The sequence below is a fragment of the Autumnicola aciditolerans genome (assembly GCF_041679265.1).
Taxonomy (GTDB): Bacteria; Bacteroidota; Bacteroidia; order Flavobacteriales; family Flavobacteriaceae; genus Autumnicola.
Genome location: NZ_JBGFSM010000029.1, coordinates 1 through 11,814 on the forward strand (window position 1 = coordinate 1; position 11,814 = coordinate 11,814).

Here is an 11,814-nt window from a genome sequence, read left to right on the forward strand (position 1 = left end):
AGAAAGACCAATTATAACTATTTTTGATAATGAAGATTAATTAAATAAAAACGGTCAACACTAATCAGGGAAGTACACCTTCCGTCTTTACCAGCTATCTCTGCTAAATCCACCTTCCCTTTGCGGGGAAGGAGCTGTTTTATTTTTTTCCTGATTTTTAATATTAGCTCCCCTCCATTTTAAGGAAGGGTGGCCGCAGGTTGGGGTGGTTGGTTAGCATTTGAAAATAAATAGTAATCTCCATCCTTCCGTCTTCATCAGCTAAAGCTACTGAATCCAACTTCCCTTTAAAATGGAAGGAGCTATTTTTCTTGTTTTTGAGCAACCTTCAACTGGTAACCCACAACAAACAACCAACCACTCATAACCGATAACCGGCAACAGTTTTTAGATAGAAATAATTCAACATTTAGCATTTAACATTCAAAACAACTTTTCAACTTTTAAAATTTCGTCCTTTCCAGTGGAAACTAATAAACAAAGAGGCAATTGCTATAAAAGTGGAAAAAAAAGGATAAACCATACTGCACCAAAAATAGTTACGCATTACCAATTCCCTCTTAAAAAATTTTGCGGCAAGGAAAATCAGGATAAAGTCGGCGTTGAATTTCAGCAGAAAAACAATCAAAACCGGCTGCTGTGGAAAAATCTCAAAAAGCACCAGGAAAGCCGATATTATCAGCGAAAAGTTCATCAGGAAAACACTTAATCCGGCGAATTTGGAGAAAACCGATTGATAAGCCGGGGCTTTTGCCGCCCAACGCATACGCTGTGAAATTAACTGCGGAAAATTTTGCTGGGGTTTGGTTTCCACAATGGCATGTTCAGATTTTAGAAATCCGGTTTCCAGGGCCCTTTCCCGGAATTTCTGAAGCAGGAAAACATCATCACCGCTGGCAATGTTGTTGTTTCCACTAAAACCCCCTGCCTTTAAAAAAGTACTTTTTCTATAACAAAGATTGGCGCCGTTGCACATAAAGGGCTGGCCAATTCCCAAAGCACCAACTGTAGTGGCCTGTAAACTCAAAAAATCCAGTTCGTCAAAAACCTGGAAAAGCTTTCTTCTTTTGGTATTTGAAAAAGAAACAGGCCCGCATATCATTTCTGCATTGCTTGTAAGTATAAAATCGTTGAAGGTCTGCAACCATAACTCCGGCACCAGGCAATCGGCATCTGTGGTAATAATATATGGAAATTGAGCTTTTTGAACAGCGGTTTGTATAGCATCCTTTTTTGGTGATGCGGACTTCCGCTTAGTCTCCAAAGTAGAAATATCAAGGGGTGGCTCTTCAACTTTATATTTTGAACAAATTTCCACAGATTCATCTTCAGAATCATCGTTTACCAGTAGAATTTCAAAGTGAGTGGCGGGATATTTCAGGGCTTTGAGCGATTCTAATAACTGCGGCAGGTTTTCAGCTTCATTTCTAAAGGGGATAATGATAGAAAATTTAATTTCTGCAGCTTTGTATTCTGGTTCAAAATCGGTTATCCTGTTCCAGCCGTAAATTAGGGCCAGCAAAAGTGCCAGGTAGCAGGCGGCTATAATAAAAAGAAGGTTTAGAAGCATCACAGGGCTTTAATACAGCTGCAAAATACGGCTAACAAAGCAGAATTCCTTAGCTTTGCGGGACTGGCCCAAAGTAAGCAAATTCGGGCAGCAATCATCTGTAAAATCTTAATTTTGAAGAGCGAAAAAATCATTTTAGGTATAGATCCCGGCACCACTATTATGGGGTTTGGCCTTATTAAAGTGGTGGATAAAAAAATGGAATTTTTACAGTTGAATGAGCTTCAGCTTCAAAAATATGATGATCATTATGTAAAGCTGAAGATGATTTTTGAACGCACCATTGAACTTATTGATACTTATCATCCCGACGAAATTGCCATTGAAGCGCCATTCTTCGGAAAAAATGTACAATCTATGCTGAAGCTGGGCCGTGCCCAGGGCGTGGCGATGGCCGCGGGGCTTTCACGGCAAATCCCCATAACAGAATACCTTCCGAAGAAAATTAAGATGGCCATTACCGGCAACGGTAGCGCCAGTAAAGAACAGGTGGCCAAAATGCTGCAAAGCCTTCTAAAACTGAAATCTTTGCCGAAAAACCTCGACTCTACCGATGGACTCGCCGCTGCGGTTTGCCATTTTTACAATTCCGGGCGCGTAGAGGTTGGAAAAAATTACACCGGCTGGGCCGCCTTTGTAAAGCAAAATCCGGTGAAAATCAAATAGCAGTGATCAATTAACATTAATCAATTATCAAAAAATGAAAGAGGCAAAGGATAATCCGTTGGCGCAAAAATCGTATTCTTTTGCTCTCGATATCGTTTTTATTTGTAAGAATTTGATGAGTGAGAAAAGAGAATTTATTCTCTCCAAGCAACTTCTTAAAAGTGGTACCTCTATAGGAGCAAACATAGCAGAAGCGAATGGTGCAATTTCTACCGCAGATTTTTCTTCAAAAATTTCTATTGCCTACAAAGAAAGTCTGGAAACAAAATATTGGTTATCCCTGTTGAAAGATGCCGATTACATAGGTCTTGAAAAATTCGAAAGATTACAAGCTTTAGCTGATGAACTTTCTAAAATACTGTTCTCCATTCTTAAATCAACCAGGTTGAAAAAGAATTGATTATTGTTAACTGGTAATTGTTAATTGAAATGAGCGGAATTTACATCCACATCCCATTTTGCAAGCAGGCGTGCCATTATTGTGATTTCCATTTTTCTACTTCCATGAAAAAAAAGAATCAGTTAGTGGAGATGCTGTGCAAAGAACTTGTACTGAGGAAGGATGAGCTGCCGGAAGAAAAAATACAAACGATCTATTTTGGTGGTGGGACACCAAGTTTGCTGACTTCAGCTGAACTTCAGCAGATTTTTGAAACTATTTTTTCAAATTATCATGTTGCTGAAAATCCGGAAATCACCCTGGAAGCCAATCCCGATGATCTTTCCGAAGAAAAACTAAAAGTTTTGGCCGCTTCAGCAATAAACCGGCTGAGCATAGGAGTACAGTCTTTTTTTGAAGAAGATTTGAAACTGATGAACCGCGCACATAATTCCGAAGAAGCATTAAAAAGTATCCAACGGGCAAGACATTATTTCGATAATATTTCCATAGACCTTATTTACGGAATTCCCGATATGACTGCGGAAAGATGGCAGGAAAACCTTCAAATTTCTTTAGATCTTAATGTGCCGCATATTTCAAGTTACGCGCTTACCGTGGAGCCAAATACAGCCCTGCAAAAATTTATTGAAAAGGGAATGGTAAAACCGGTTGATGATGCCCTGGCAAAGGAACATTTTGAAATTTTGGTGAATACCCTGCAGAGTGCAGGTTTTGAGCATTATGAATTTTCAAATTTTGGCAAGCCAGGCTATTTTTCCCAGAACAATACCGCTTACTGGCTGGGCAAATCGTATTTGGGAATCGGGCCTTCGGCGCATTCGTATAACGGGGAATCCAGAAAATGGAATATAAGCAACAATGCTTTGTATATAAAGGCGCTGGAAAAAGAGGAACTGCCCATGCAAACCGAAAAACTATCGGTGACCGATAAATATAACGAATATGTAATGACGCGGCTGCGAACCAAGTTTGGGGTTGATATTGAAGAAGTTGCTGAACGTTTTGGGAAGAAATACAAGAATTATCTTTTAGAGCAGGCCGCTGGTTTGCTGAAAAAAAACCTCCTGGAAGAACGGGGAGAAGTTTTACATATAACTTCCAAAGGTAAATTTCTTAGTGACGGAATTGCTGCAGATTTGTTTTTTGTGGAGGAGTAGTGAAAAGAGAAAAGAGAAAAGAGAAAAGAGAAAAGTGTAAAGTGTAAAATGGAGAGTTGAGTTGTAAAATATTTCTGCGGGAATCTGCGAATTCGGCGGGAGAAACCAGAGAAGCTGGAAACTGAAGGGTGAAGCAGTGAAAAGTAAAAAGTATATTAAAATATTTATCTGCGTTTTTTTCGGGAAGGTTCGGGGGGAGCGGAAAATAGTGAAAAGTGAAAAAATCGTTTGTAGTTTTTCAAAATAATGTCTGTAAGCCTATGCTTGTGTTATAAATTTTATCACCTGAAAATTTAAAATTCAGCATTCAAAATAAATTAAAAAGCTTTTCTAATTTAGCCTTTATGAAGGCAAGCATAGAAATTGGCTCCAAAACCTTTACCGTTGACTTTTCAAAACCGTTGGATATTTCCATTAGTCTGCGCGGGGATCATAAAAATCCCGTTGCCTGGTATCTGGATGCTCCGGAGATAAAACCGGTAAAAAATGGCAACTTTATAGGGAAAGTGAGTGAAGGAGCTTCGGTGAATTTTAACAATATCAAATTTAATCCGCATGCACATGGTACGCACACCGAATGCGTGGGGCACATCAGTCGGGAATTCTTCAGTATAAATCAAACGCTGAGAGATTTCATTTTTATGGCGAAACTGATTTCCGTAGAACCGGAAAAAGCAGGGGAAGATTTGATTATTTCCGAAGAACAAATAAGGACAAAATTTGCCAAAAATGAAGCAGAAGCTTTGGTAGTAAGAACTTTGCCTAACTATATTGAAAAGCGCAGCCGTAAATATTCTCATTCTAACTGGCCGTACCTGGAGGAAAATGCGGCAAAGTACATTCGGGATTGTGGTGTTAAGCACCTGCTTCTGGATTTGCCCTCAGTAGATAAAGAAAAAGATGAAGGGAAGCTGCTGGCGCATAAAGCTTTCTGGAATTATCCAAAAAACACCCGTTTTGATGCAACCATTACAGAACTTATTTATGTTTCCAATAACATTACAGATGGGGAATACCTGTTGAATCTACAGATTGCTTCTTTTGAAAATGATGCCACGCCGAGCAAACCGGTTTTATATAAAATTGAAAATTCATGAAAATCATCCTGCAACTTGAAGAACTGGCCATGCTTATGTTGGGGATGTATGCCTTTTCATATTTAGGTTTTTCCTGGTGGTGGTTCATCGCGTTATTTTTTGCCCCGGATGTTGGGATGATTGGCTATGCTTTTGGAAACAAAACGGGCGCTGTGCTCTATAATGTTTTTCATCACAAAGGTTTGGCGATCATGCTATGGATTTTGGGTTATGCATGGCAAGAGCAGCTTTTACAATTAATAGGCTTAATTTTGTTTTCTCATTCGGCTTTTGATCGTATTTTAGGCTACGGCCTTAAGTATCAAAAAGGCTTTAAATTCACTCATTTGGGAGAAATAGGTAAATAATATGGAGCTTTTATTTATTGGGCTTGCCGTGGGCGCGGTGGTCGCTTATTTTATTTTCGCAAAATTCAACACCCAACGTTCTAAGGAAAATACCAAGGAACAGTCGGTGATCTTAATGGACAAAATCAGGAGCGTTTGCAAATTCATAACGGTAGAAGGTGATTTTTCTGAAATTTACCATTACGAAAATATGAAGGAAAAATATATTAGCCTGGTTTTTGGTAAGAAGAAAGCCATCATTCTTATTAATGCAAAAGCGCATATTGGGTTTGATCTTAGCAAAATAAAGATGCAGAGTGATCATGAGAAGAAAAAAATTGTCCTTACCAATTTTCCGCAGCCGGAACTGCTTACTGTGGAAACCGATTTTAAGTATTACGATAAGCGCGAAGGCTGGGCCAACCCTTTCACCACTTCAGATTTAACCGATATAAACCGCGATGCAAAAAAGCATATTGTAGATAAAATTCCGGAAAGCGGATTGTTTGAGCAGGCACGTAAAGAAGCTTTGGGGACCATTCTGTTAATGGAAAAGATTGTAGAAACCATTGGCTGGAAACTGGATTATACCGCTCTTACCTTAGATGAAACTGAAGAGAACAGGAAACTGGAAAATTAGATTTCCTGCCTTTTGAAGATGAAAAGGAGATTATGAACATAGAAACCTACAGGAATTATTGCATCAGCAAAAAAGGCGTAACCGAAGGGCTGCCGTTTGGTCCTGACACGCTTGTTTTTAAAGTGATGGGCAAGATGTTTGCGCTGGCTTCTTTAGATGAAGTGCCGTTGCGGGTAAACCTGAAATGCGATCCTGAAAGAGCCATTGAACTCCGGGAACAGCACGAAGAAAATATTCTCCCGGGCTATCACATGAACAAAAAGCTTTGGAACACCCTGGTGCTGGATGGCCGGCTTAATAAAGAAATGATTTTTGAGCTAACAGACCATTCCTACGATTTGGTGGTGGCCGGCTTAGCCACAAAACAAAAGAAAGAACTGGAAAATTTAGAATGAAGAACGCTTTAGAGTTTTATATAAATCAGAAGAAAAAGCACGAGGAGCAATTAGCTGCCCTCTCCAAAAAATTAATGGTTTCCAGCATCATCAGGCTGGTTATTTTTTTATCGATTTGTTATGGCATTTATTATTTCTTCGGAAATACGAATGTTCTGGTTCCTTTGGTAATCGCCGGGATTGCCCTTTTTCTCTTCCTGGTTTCCCGGCACAGCAATCTAAAAGATGAAAGTGATAAACAGCAGGAACTTATCAATATCAATACTACTGAAATAGACATTCTGAAAAACCGGAATTTCCAGATGCTGCCAGAGGGTAGCGAATTTGATGACCCGCTACATGCCTACAGCCAGGATATTGATCTTTTTGGCCGGGGCTCTTTTTTCCAGTATCTCAACCGCACCGCCCTGCTGGAAGGTAAAAGAAAGCTCGCCGGTATTCTAAAGGAAAATGCCATTACCAATATTAAAAAAAAGCAGGAGGCAATAAAAGATCTTGCCGAAAAAGCAGCCTGGCGGCAGGAGTTTACTGCTTTGGCAAGACTGGTGAAGACGGAAACATCTTCCAGTACAGTTCTAAACTGGTTTAAAAACTATCGGTTCTTTGTTCCGGGAATAATGAAATGGCTGCCGGCGGTTTTTTCGGTTATTTCTGTCGCGGTTATTGTGGCTTATGCTTTAGATTATATCAGCGGAATCCAGCTGGCCCTTTGGTATTTTGCAGGATTGCTTATCACCGGTTATTTTCTGAAAAAGATCAACCTGCTTTCCGGCAGCGTGAGCAAAATACAGGATACTTTTCATCAATATCACCATCTTTTGGCTTTGCTGGAAAGAGAAGGTTTTTCTTCAGAAATGATGAAAAAGAACCAGCAGCTTATAAATTCTGAAAATGACAAAGCATCGGCTATTTTCAGGAAATTCTCAAAGGCGATTGATGCCTTGGACCAGCGCAACAATATGCTTTTTGGCTTTTTTGCTAACGGATTTTTGCTCTGGGATTTGCGCCAGAGTTACCGGCTGGAACAATGGATTTCAAAATATCGCAAAAATGTAGAGAAGTGGTTTGAAGTGATCGAGTTTACCGACGCATACAATTCCATGGGAAATTTCGCTTTCAATCATCAGGAATATGTATTTCCTGAAATAAAGGTCAGCAAAGGCGGGATTTCAGCTAAAAAATTAGGGCATCCGTTATTAAATCCGCAGAAAAGGGTAGATAATGATTTTAATATAGATAATGAGGAATTCTTTATAATCACCGGCGCCAATATGGCCGGGAAAAGTACTTTTTTACGCACGGTTTCTTTGCAGATTGTGATGAGCAACGTTGGCCTTCCCATTTGTGCCGAGGCCTGCAGTTATTCGCCAATAAAACTTATTACCAGTATGCGTACCAGCGATTCGCTGAGTGATGATGAATCCTATTTCTTTTCAGAATTAAAAAGGCTGAAGTTTATTGTAGATGAAGTGAAAAACGACCGGTATTTTATAATCTTGGATGAAATTCTGAAGGGAACCAATAGCACAGATAAGGCTATTGGCAGTAAGAAATTTGTAAGAAAACTGGTAAAATCCAATTCCACCGGAATTATCGCCACGCATGACCTGAGTTTATGCGAAATCACCGCGGAATTGCCGCAGGTGAAAAACCATTATTTTGATGCTGAAATTATAAACGACGAACTCAACTTTGACTATAAATTCAAAGACGGAATTTGCCAGAATATGAATGCCTCTTTCCTGCTTCGGAAAATGGCCATTGTGGATGAATAAGGTTATAAGTAATAAGTAAGAGGTTAGAAGTGAAAAGTGAAAAGTGGAAAGTGGAAAGTGGAAAGTGAAAAGAGGAAATTTTGGTTGTAGTTCCGAATTGTTTTCTGCGTAGTTCTGCGGTTTCTTCGGGAGAAGAAGTGGAAAATAAGAAGTTTTGTAGGAGGTTAGAAGTAAGAGGTTAAAAGTGGAAAGTGAAAAGTGGAAAGTGAAAAGTGGAAAGTGAAAAGTGAAAAGTGGAAAGTGGAAATTTTGGTTGTAGTTCCGAATTGTTTTCTGCCTAGTTATGCGGTTTCTTTGGGAGAAGAAGTTGAAAATGAGAAGTTTTGTAAGAGGTAAGAGGTAAGAAGTTAGAAGGGGAGAGTGGAGAGTTCAAAGTTGGTTTCAGACGGTATTTTTGAAATTATTCAGTTTTCCAGCCTATATCTCAGTTAAAAGGAATTTTCTGCGCCAATCTGCGAATTCTGCGGGAGAATTAGTGGGAGAGAGGACAGTGGAGAGTTCATAGTTTTGGAGTTGAGAATAAAGAGTGAAGAAAAGAAAAGTGAAAGAGCTAAACAGTAAAATAGGAAATTGAAGTTTAAATAGCAGAATTTTAAAAGGCTTAAAGCTTATTGCTTACAGCTTTCTGAAACCTGAAACTTCAAACCAATATATAACAGTCACCCCTTACAGCTAATTCGACATTTAAAATTCAGCATTCAAAATAAAAAAGAGTGGATTCATTAACGCAAATAGTATTAGGAGCTTCAGTAGGGGAAGTGGTGCTGGGGAAGAAAGTGGGTAATAAAGCCATGCTTTACGGTGCTATTGCCGGCACCATTCCAGATTTAGACACTTTTGCAGGCTACTTTACCAATACGATCACTGCTATAGAAATCCATCGCGGTTTTAGTCATTCCATTGTTTTTTCAATAGTATTCGCGCCGGTTTTTGGCTGGCTTATCTCCAGAATCGAGAAAAAGTCTGAAGCAGATTGGAAAGACTGGACAAAACTGATGTTCTGGGGCCTGATCACCCATCCGCTGCTGGACGCTCATACTACCTGGGGGACTCAGTTGTTCTGGCCGTTGGACCTGCGGCTGGCTTATAAGAATATTTTTGTGATCGATCCACTATATACCCTGCCGTTCCTGGTGTTTCTCATCCTGGCGATGTTTCAGAAAAAGGGGAATGATAAAAGAAGAAAATTTAACTACTGGGGATTGCGCATCAGTAGTTTTTATCTCCTGGTGGTTAGCCTGCTTCTTAAAGGCTATACTTATGGGAAATTTACCGATGCCCTTGAGGAACAGGGCTATAACTATAAGGAAATAGAAACCAAACCAGCTCCTTTTAATACTCTGCTCTGGACGGCCAATGTGGAGCTGGAAGATAAATATCTTATAGGTGATTATTCGGTTTTTGACACGCAGCCTATTTCTTTTGAAGAATATCCCAAAAATCATGAGCTGCTGGGGGATTTGAAAAATGACAAAAACGTACAGCGGCTAATCGATATTTCTGAAGGCTGGTATACTATTTCTAAAGAGCAGGGACAACTTTACTTCAATGATCTGCGCTTTGGAACCTTAAGCCCCGGCGCTGGAAAAGATAACTTTGTATTCAGCTATGAGCTTATTCCTGATAAAGATGGCATCAAGGCTAAAGAAGTTGAAAAAAGCAGGGGTGACGCAAAAAAACTGCTTGCGAACCTGGGGGAAAGGATAATTGGAAACTAATAGATATTTTCATTTTTCAGATAAAAAAACCTTTGTCACGTAATCTACCTAAACAGAAGAAGGCTGTATTTGTAAATTACAGCCTCCTTCATTTAAAGAGTTAATTTTGATTTTTTACTTCGACTAAAAAGGTTAAAACGCTTATACCTTGGACGATTTGCCTAATTTCATTTCAGTATAATATTTATAGAAGTATGGAATAGTTTCGATCCCTTTTAGATAATTCCAAAGCCCGAAATGTTCGTTTGGAGAATGTATGGCATCGGTATCCAGACCAAAGCCCATCAGGATAATTTTACTTTTCAGCTCTTTTTCAAATAAAGAAACAATAGGGATGCTGCCGCCGCTGCGTTGCGGAATGGGAGTTTTTCCAAAAGTTTCTTCGTAAGCTTTACTTGCCGCCTGATAGCCGGGATTGTCTATTGGCGTGACATAAGCGTAACCTCCGTGATGTGGTTTTACCTCCACAGTAACGGCAGTTGGAGCTATTTTTTCGAAATGCCTTTTAAAAAGCGCGGTGATCTCTTTCCAGTCCTGCTTAGGCACAAGCCGCATGGAAATTTTAGCAGAAGCCTTAGCCGGAAGTACGGTTTTTGCGCCTTCCCCAATATAGCCTCCCCAGATGCCATTAACATCCAGGGTAGGACGAATAGAGGCCCGCTCCAGGGTAGAAAATCCAGCTTCGCCGTAAACCTCCTTAATCTTGAGTTTATTCTTATATTCTTCCTCATTGTAAGGAGCTTCAGCCATTTTTTGCCTTTCTTCGCCGCTCAGCTCTTCCACCTTATCATAAAAACCGGGAATGGTAATATGATTGTTTTCATCGGTTAGCGAAGCGATCATTTTGCTAAGGATATTAATGGGATTGCCCACAGCACCGCCGTAAAGCCCGGAGTGCAGGTCACGATTAGGTCCTGTAACTTCCACTTCCAGATAAGACAGGCCGCGCAGGCCGGTGGTGATGGAAGGCGTATCTTTGGAGATCATTCCGGTATCAGAAATAAGGATTACATCGTTAGCCAGTTTTTCTTTATTCCTTTCAATAAACCAACCCAGGTGTTCACTACCCACTTCTTCTTCTCCTTCAATCATAAATTTGACATTACACGGCAATTCTTCATTTTTTGTCATGTATTCCAGTGCTTTCACGTGCATGTACATCTGGCCTTTGTCATCACAGGCGCCTCGGGCATAAATGGCTCCATCAGGATGAATTTCAGTATTTTTAATCACCGGCTCAAAGGGCGGATTTTCCCAAAGGTCTAGTGGGTCTGGCGGCTGCACATCGTAATGCCCGTAAACCAATACAGTTGGTAAATCTGCGCTAATAATTTTCTCTCCGTATACTACCGGCTGCCCCGGAGTTTCACAAATCTCTGCTTTATCGCAACCAGCATTTTCCAGGCTGGACTTTACCATTTTTGCAGTGGCGAGCATATCCTTTTTATGCCTGGAATCTGCACTAACAGAGGGTATTTTCAGCAAATCTATGAGTTCCTGAACAAAGCGATCTTTGTTCTGATCTACATAAGTTCTTACGTTTTTCATCTTAAATTTTTTGAATTGTTTCAAAGGTAATAATTTGAAAATCCATAAGTGCTTTCTTGAAGTATGAACCTGTACAAATTGCTTAGGCGGGAAGTCTCAAATTTTTTAATTTTTTTTTCTGAAGCTGTTTGTAGATTGAAACATTTATGTATATTTGCATCCGCTAACCAAATAATGGATAGCAAATATTTCTGAAGCGGGCGTGGTGGAATTGGTAGACACGCTAGACTTAGGATCTAGTGCCTTACGGTGTGAGAGTTCGAGTCTCTCCGCCCGCACAACAAGTAAAAAGCCGACTTTAGCGAGTCGGCTTTTTTTGTTTGGGTACAACATAGGTACAACATGAAAATATGTCGGGTGAAATCATTTTTTCTAGTATTATTTAATCTTTTTTGGAGGTAAACCTTAATTAATATTTTTCAGCATTGCTCCTTTATTTTTCTTTTGGCTATATTTATTAGAATGAACCTATTGCCATGGAAAAGTTTATTCTTAATGCCGGAAAGGTCCTGGCCAGAT

General features: G+C 39.7%; 11 protein-coding genes and 1 tRNA gene. 10 read left to right on the forward strand and 2 right to left on the reverse strand.

The features are described from left to right. Positions 1 to 436 precede the first annotated feature (436 nt). Positions 437 to 1,570 carry a glycosyltransferase family 2 protein gene (locus AB8M93_RS17955; RefSeq protein WP_373060233.1) on the reverse strand — a complete coding sequence of 378 codons (1,134 nt, stop codon included), beginning with the start codon at positions 1,568 to 1,570 and terminating at the stop codon, positions 437 to 439. A gap of 114 nt (positions 1,571 to 1,684) precedes the next feature. Here AB8M93_RS17955 and ruvC point away from each other — a divergent pair, with 114 nt between their 5' ends. The 9 genes from ruvC (at position 1,685) to AB8M93_RS18000 (ending at position 9,747) form a co-directional block, all read left to right on the forward strand. Then, entirely contained in the window at positions 1,685 to 2,236 is a 552-nt protein-coding gene (gene ruvC / locus AB8M93_RS17960) for a crossover junction endodeoxyribonuclease RuvC (protein ID WP_373060235.1), read from the forward strand. Between the two features lie 34 nt (positions 2,237 to 2,270). Beyond that, the gene (locus AB8M93_RS17965) at positions 2,271 to 2,636 is read left to right on the forward strand and encodes a four helix bundle protein (RefSeq protein ID WP_373060237.1); all 366 of its coding nucleotides are present in this window, start codon (positions 2,271 to 2,273) and stop codon (positions 2,634 to 2,636) included. A 29-nt stretch (positions 2,637 to 2,665) separates the two neighbouring features. Next, positions 2,666 to 3,796, forward strand: coding sequence for a radical SAM family heme chaperone HemW (gene hemW, locus AB8M93_RS17970; RefSeq protein ID WP_373060239.1), 1,131 nt, complete (start codon positions 2,666 to 2,668; stop codon positions 3,794 to 3,796). 344 nt (positions 3,797 to 4,140) lie between these two features. Then, on the forward strand, positions 4,141 to 4,893 hold the full coding sequence (locus AB8M93_RS17975; protein ID WP_373060241.1) for a cyclase family protein: 753 nt from the start codon (positions 4,141 to 4,143) through the stop codon (positions 4,891 to 4,893). Beyond that, positions 4,890 to 5,240, forward strand: coding sequence for a DUF4260 domain-containing protein (locus AB8M93_RS17980; RefSeq protein ID WP_373060243.1), 351 nt, complete (start codon positions 4,890 to 4,892; stop codon positions 5,238 to 5,240). The genes AB8M93_RS17975 and AB8M93_RS17980 overlap by 4 nt, the downstream gene beginning before the upstream one ends. Before the next feature lies 1 nt (position 5,241). Beyond that, positions 5,242 to 5,859, forward strand: a complete 618-nt coding sequence (locus AB8M93_RS17985) for a DUF4230 domain-containing protein (RefSeq protein WP_373060245.1) — start codon at positions 5,242 to 5,244, stop codon at positions 5,857 to 5,859. Positions 5,860 to 5,891: 32 nt separating this feature from the next. Further along, positions 5,892 to 6,254, forward strand: coding sequence for an MmcQ/YjbR family DNA-binding protein (locus AB8M93_RS17990; RefSeq protein WP_373060247.1), 363 nt, complete (start codon positions 5,892 to 5,894; stop codon positions 6,252 to 6,254). Further along, the gene (locus tag AB8M93_RS17995; RefSeq protein ID WP_373060249.1) at positions 6,251 to 8,029 is read left to right on the forward strand and encodes a MutS-related protein; all 1,779 of its coding nucleotides are present in this window, start codon (positions 6,251 to 6,253) and stop codon (positions 8,027 to 8,029) included. Before AB8M93_RS17990 ends, AB8M93_RS17995 begins: the two co-directional genes overlap by 4 nt. 713 nt (positions 8,030 to 8,742) lie before the next feature. Beyond that, positions 8,743 to 9,747 (forward strand): metal-dependent hydrolase, encoded by a 1,005-nt coding sequence (locus AB8M93_RS18000; protein WP_373060251.1) that lies wholly within the window; start codon positions 8,743 to 8,745, stop codon positions 9,745 to 9,747. A 141-nt stretch (positions 9,748 to 9,888) separates the two neighbouring features. Here the strand turns inward: AB8M93_RS18000 and AB8M93_RS18005 are convergent, their stop codons facing one another. Next, positions 9,889 to 11,295, reverse strand: a complete 1,407-nt coding sequence (locus AB8M93_RS18005) for a dipeptidase (protein ID WP_373060253.1) — start codon at positions 11,293 to 11,295, stop codon at positions 9,889 to 9,891. A 196-nt stretch (positions 11,296 to 11,491) separates the two neighbouring features. Here AB8M93_RS18005 and AB8M93_RS18010 point away from each other — a divergent pair. Next, positions 11,492 to 11,573: transfer RNA gene (locus AB8M93_RS18010), tRNA-Leu, on the forward strand. The last annotated feature ends 241 nt before the right edge of the window (positions 11,574 to 11,814 follow it).

What these genes read in the sequence shown, in the direction of transcription:
- AB8M93_RS17965 (WP_373060237.1), top strand. Translation starts at nt 2,271, where the DNA reads ATGAAAGAGGCAAAGGATAATCCGTTGGCGCAAAAATCGTATTCTTTT.
- AB8M93_RS17990 (WP_373060247.1), top strand. Translation starts at nt 5,892, where the DNA reads ATGAACATAGAAACCTACAGGAATTATTGCATCAGCAAAAAAGGCGTA.
- AB8M93_RS17975 (WP_373060241.1), top strand. Translation starts at nt 4,141, where the DNA reads ATGAAGGCAAGCATAGAAATTGGCTCCAAAACCTTTACCGTTGACTTT.
- AB8M93_RS17985 (WP_373060245.1), top strand. Translation starts at nt 5,242, where the DNA reads ATGGAGCTTTTATTTATTGGGCTTGCCGTGGGCGCGGTGGTCGCTTAT.
- AB8M93_RS18005 (WP_373060253.1), bottom strand. Translation starts at nt 11,295, where the DNA reads ATGAAAAACGTAAGAACTTATGTAGATCAGAACAAAGATCGCTTTGTT.
- AB8M93_RS17995 (WP_373060249.1), top strand. Translation starts at nt 6,251, where the DNA reads ATGAAGAACGCTTTAGAGTTTTATATAAATCAGAAGAAAAAGCACGAG.
- hemW (WP_373060239.1), top strand. Translation starts at nt 2,666, where the DNA reads ATGAGCGGAATTTACATCCACATCCCATTTTGCAAGCAGGCGTGCCAT.
- AB8M93_RS17980 (WP_373060243.1), top strand. Translation starts at nt 4,890, where the DNA reads ATGAAAATCATCCTGCAACTTGAAGAACTGGCCATGCTTATGTTGGGG.
- AB8M93_RS17955 (WP_373060233.1), bottom strand. Translation starts at nt 1,570, where the DNA reads ATGCTTCTAAACCTTCTTTTTATTATAGCCGCCTGCTACCTGGCACTT.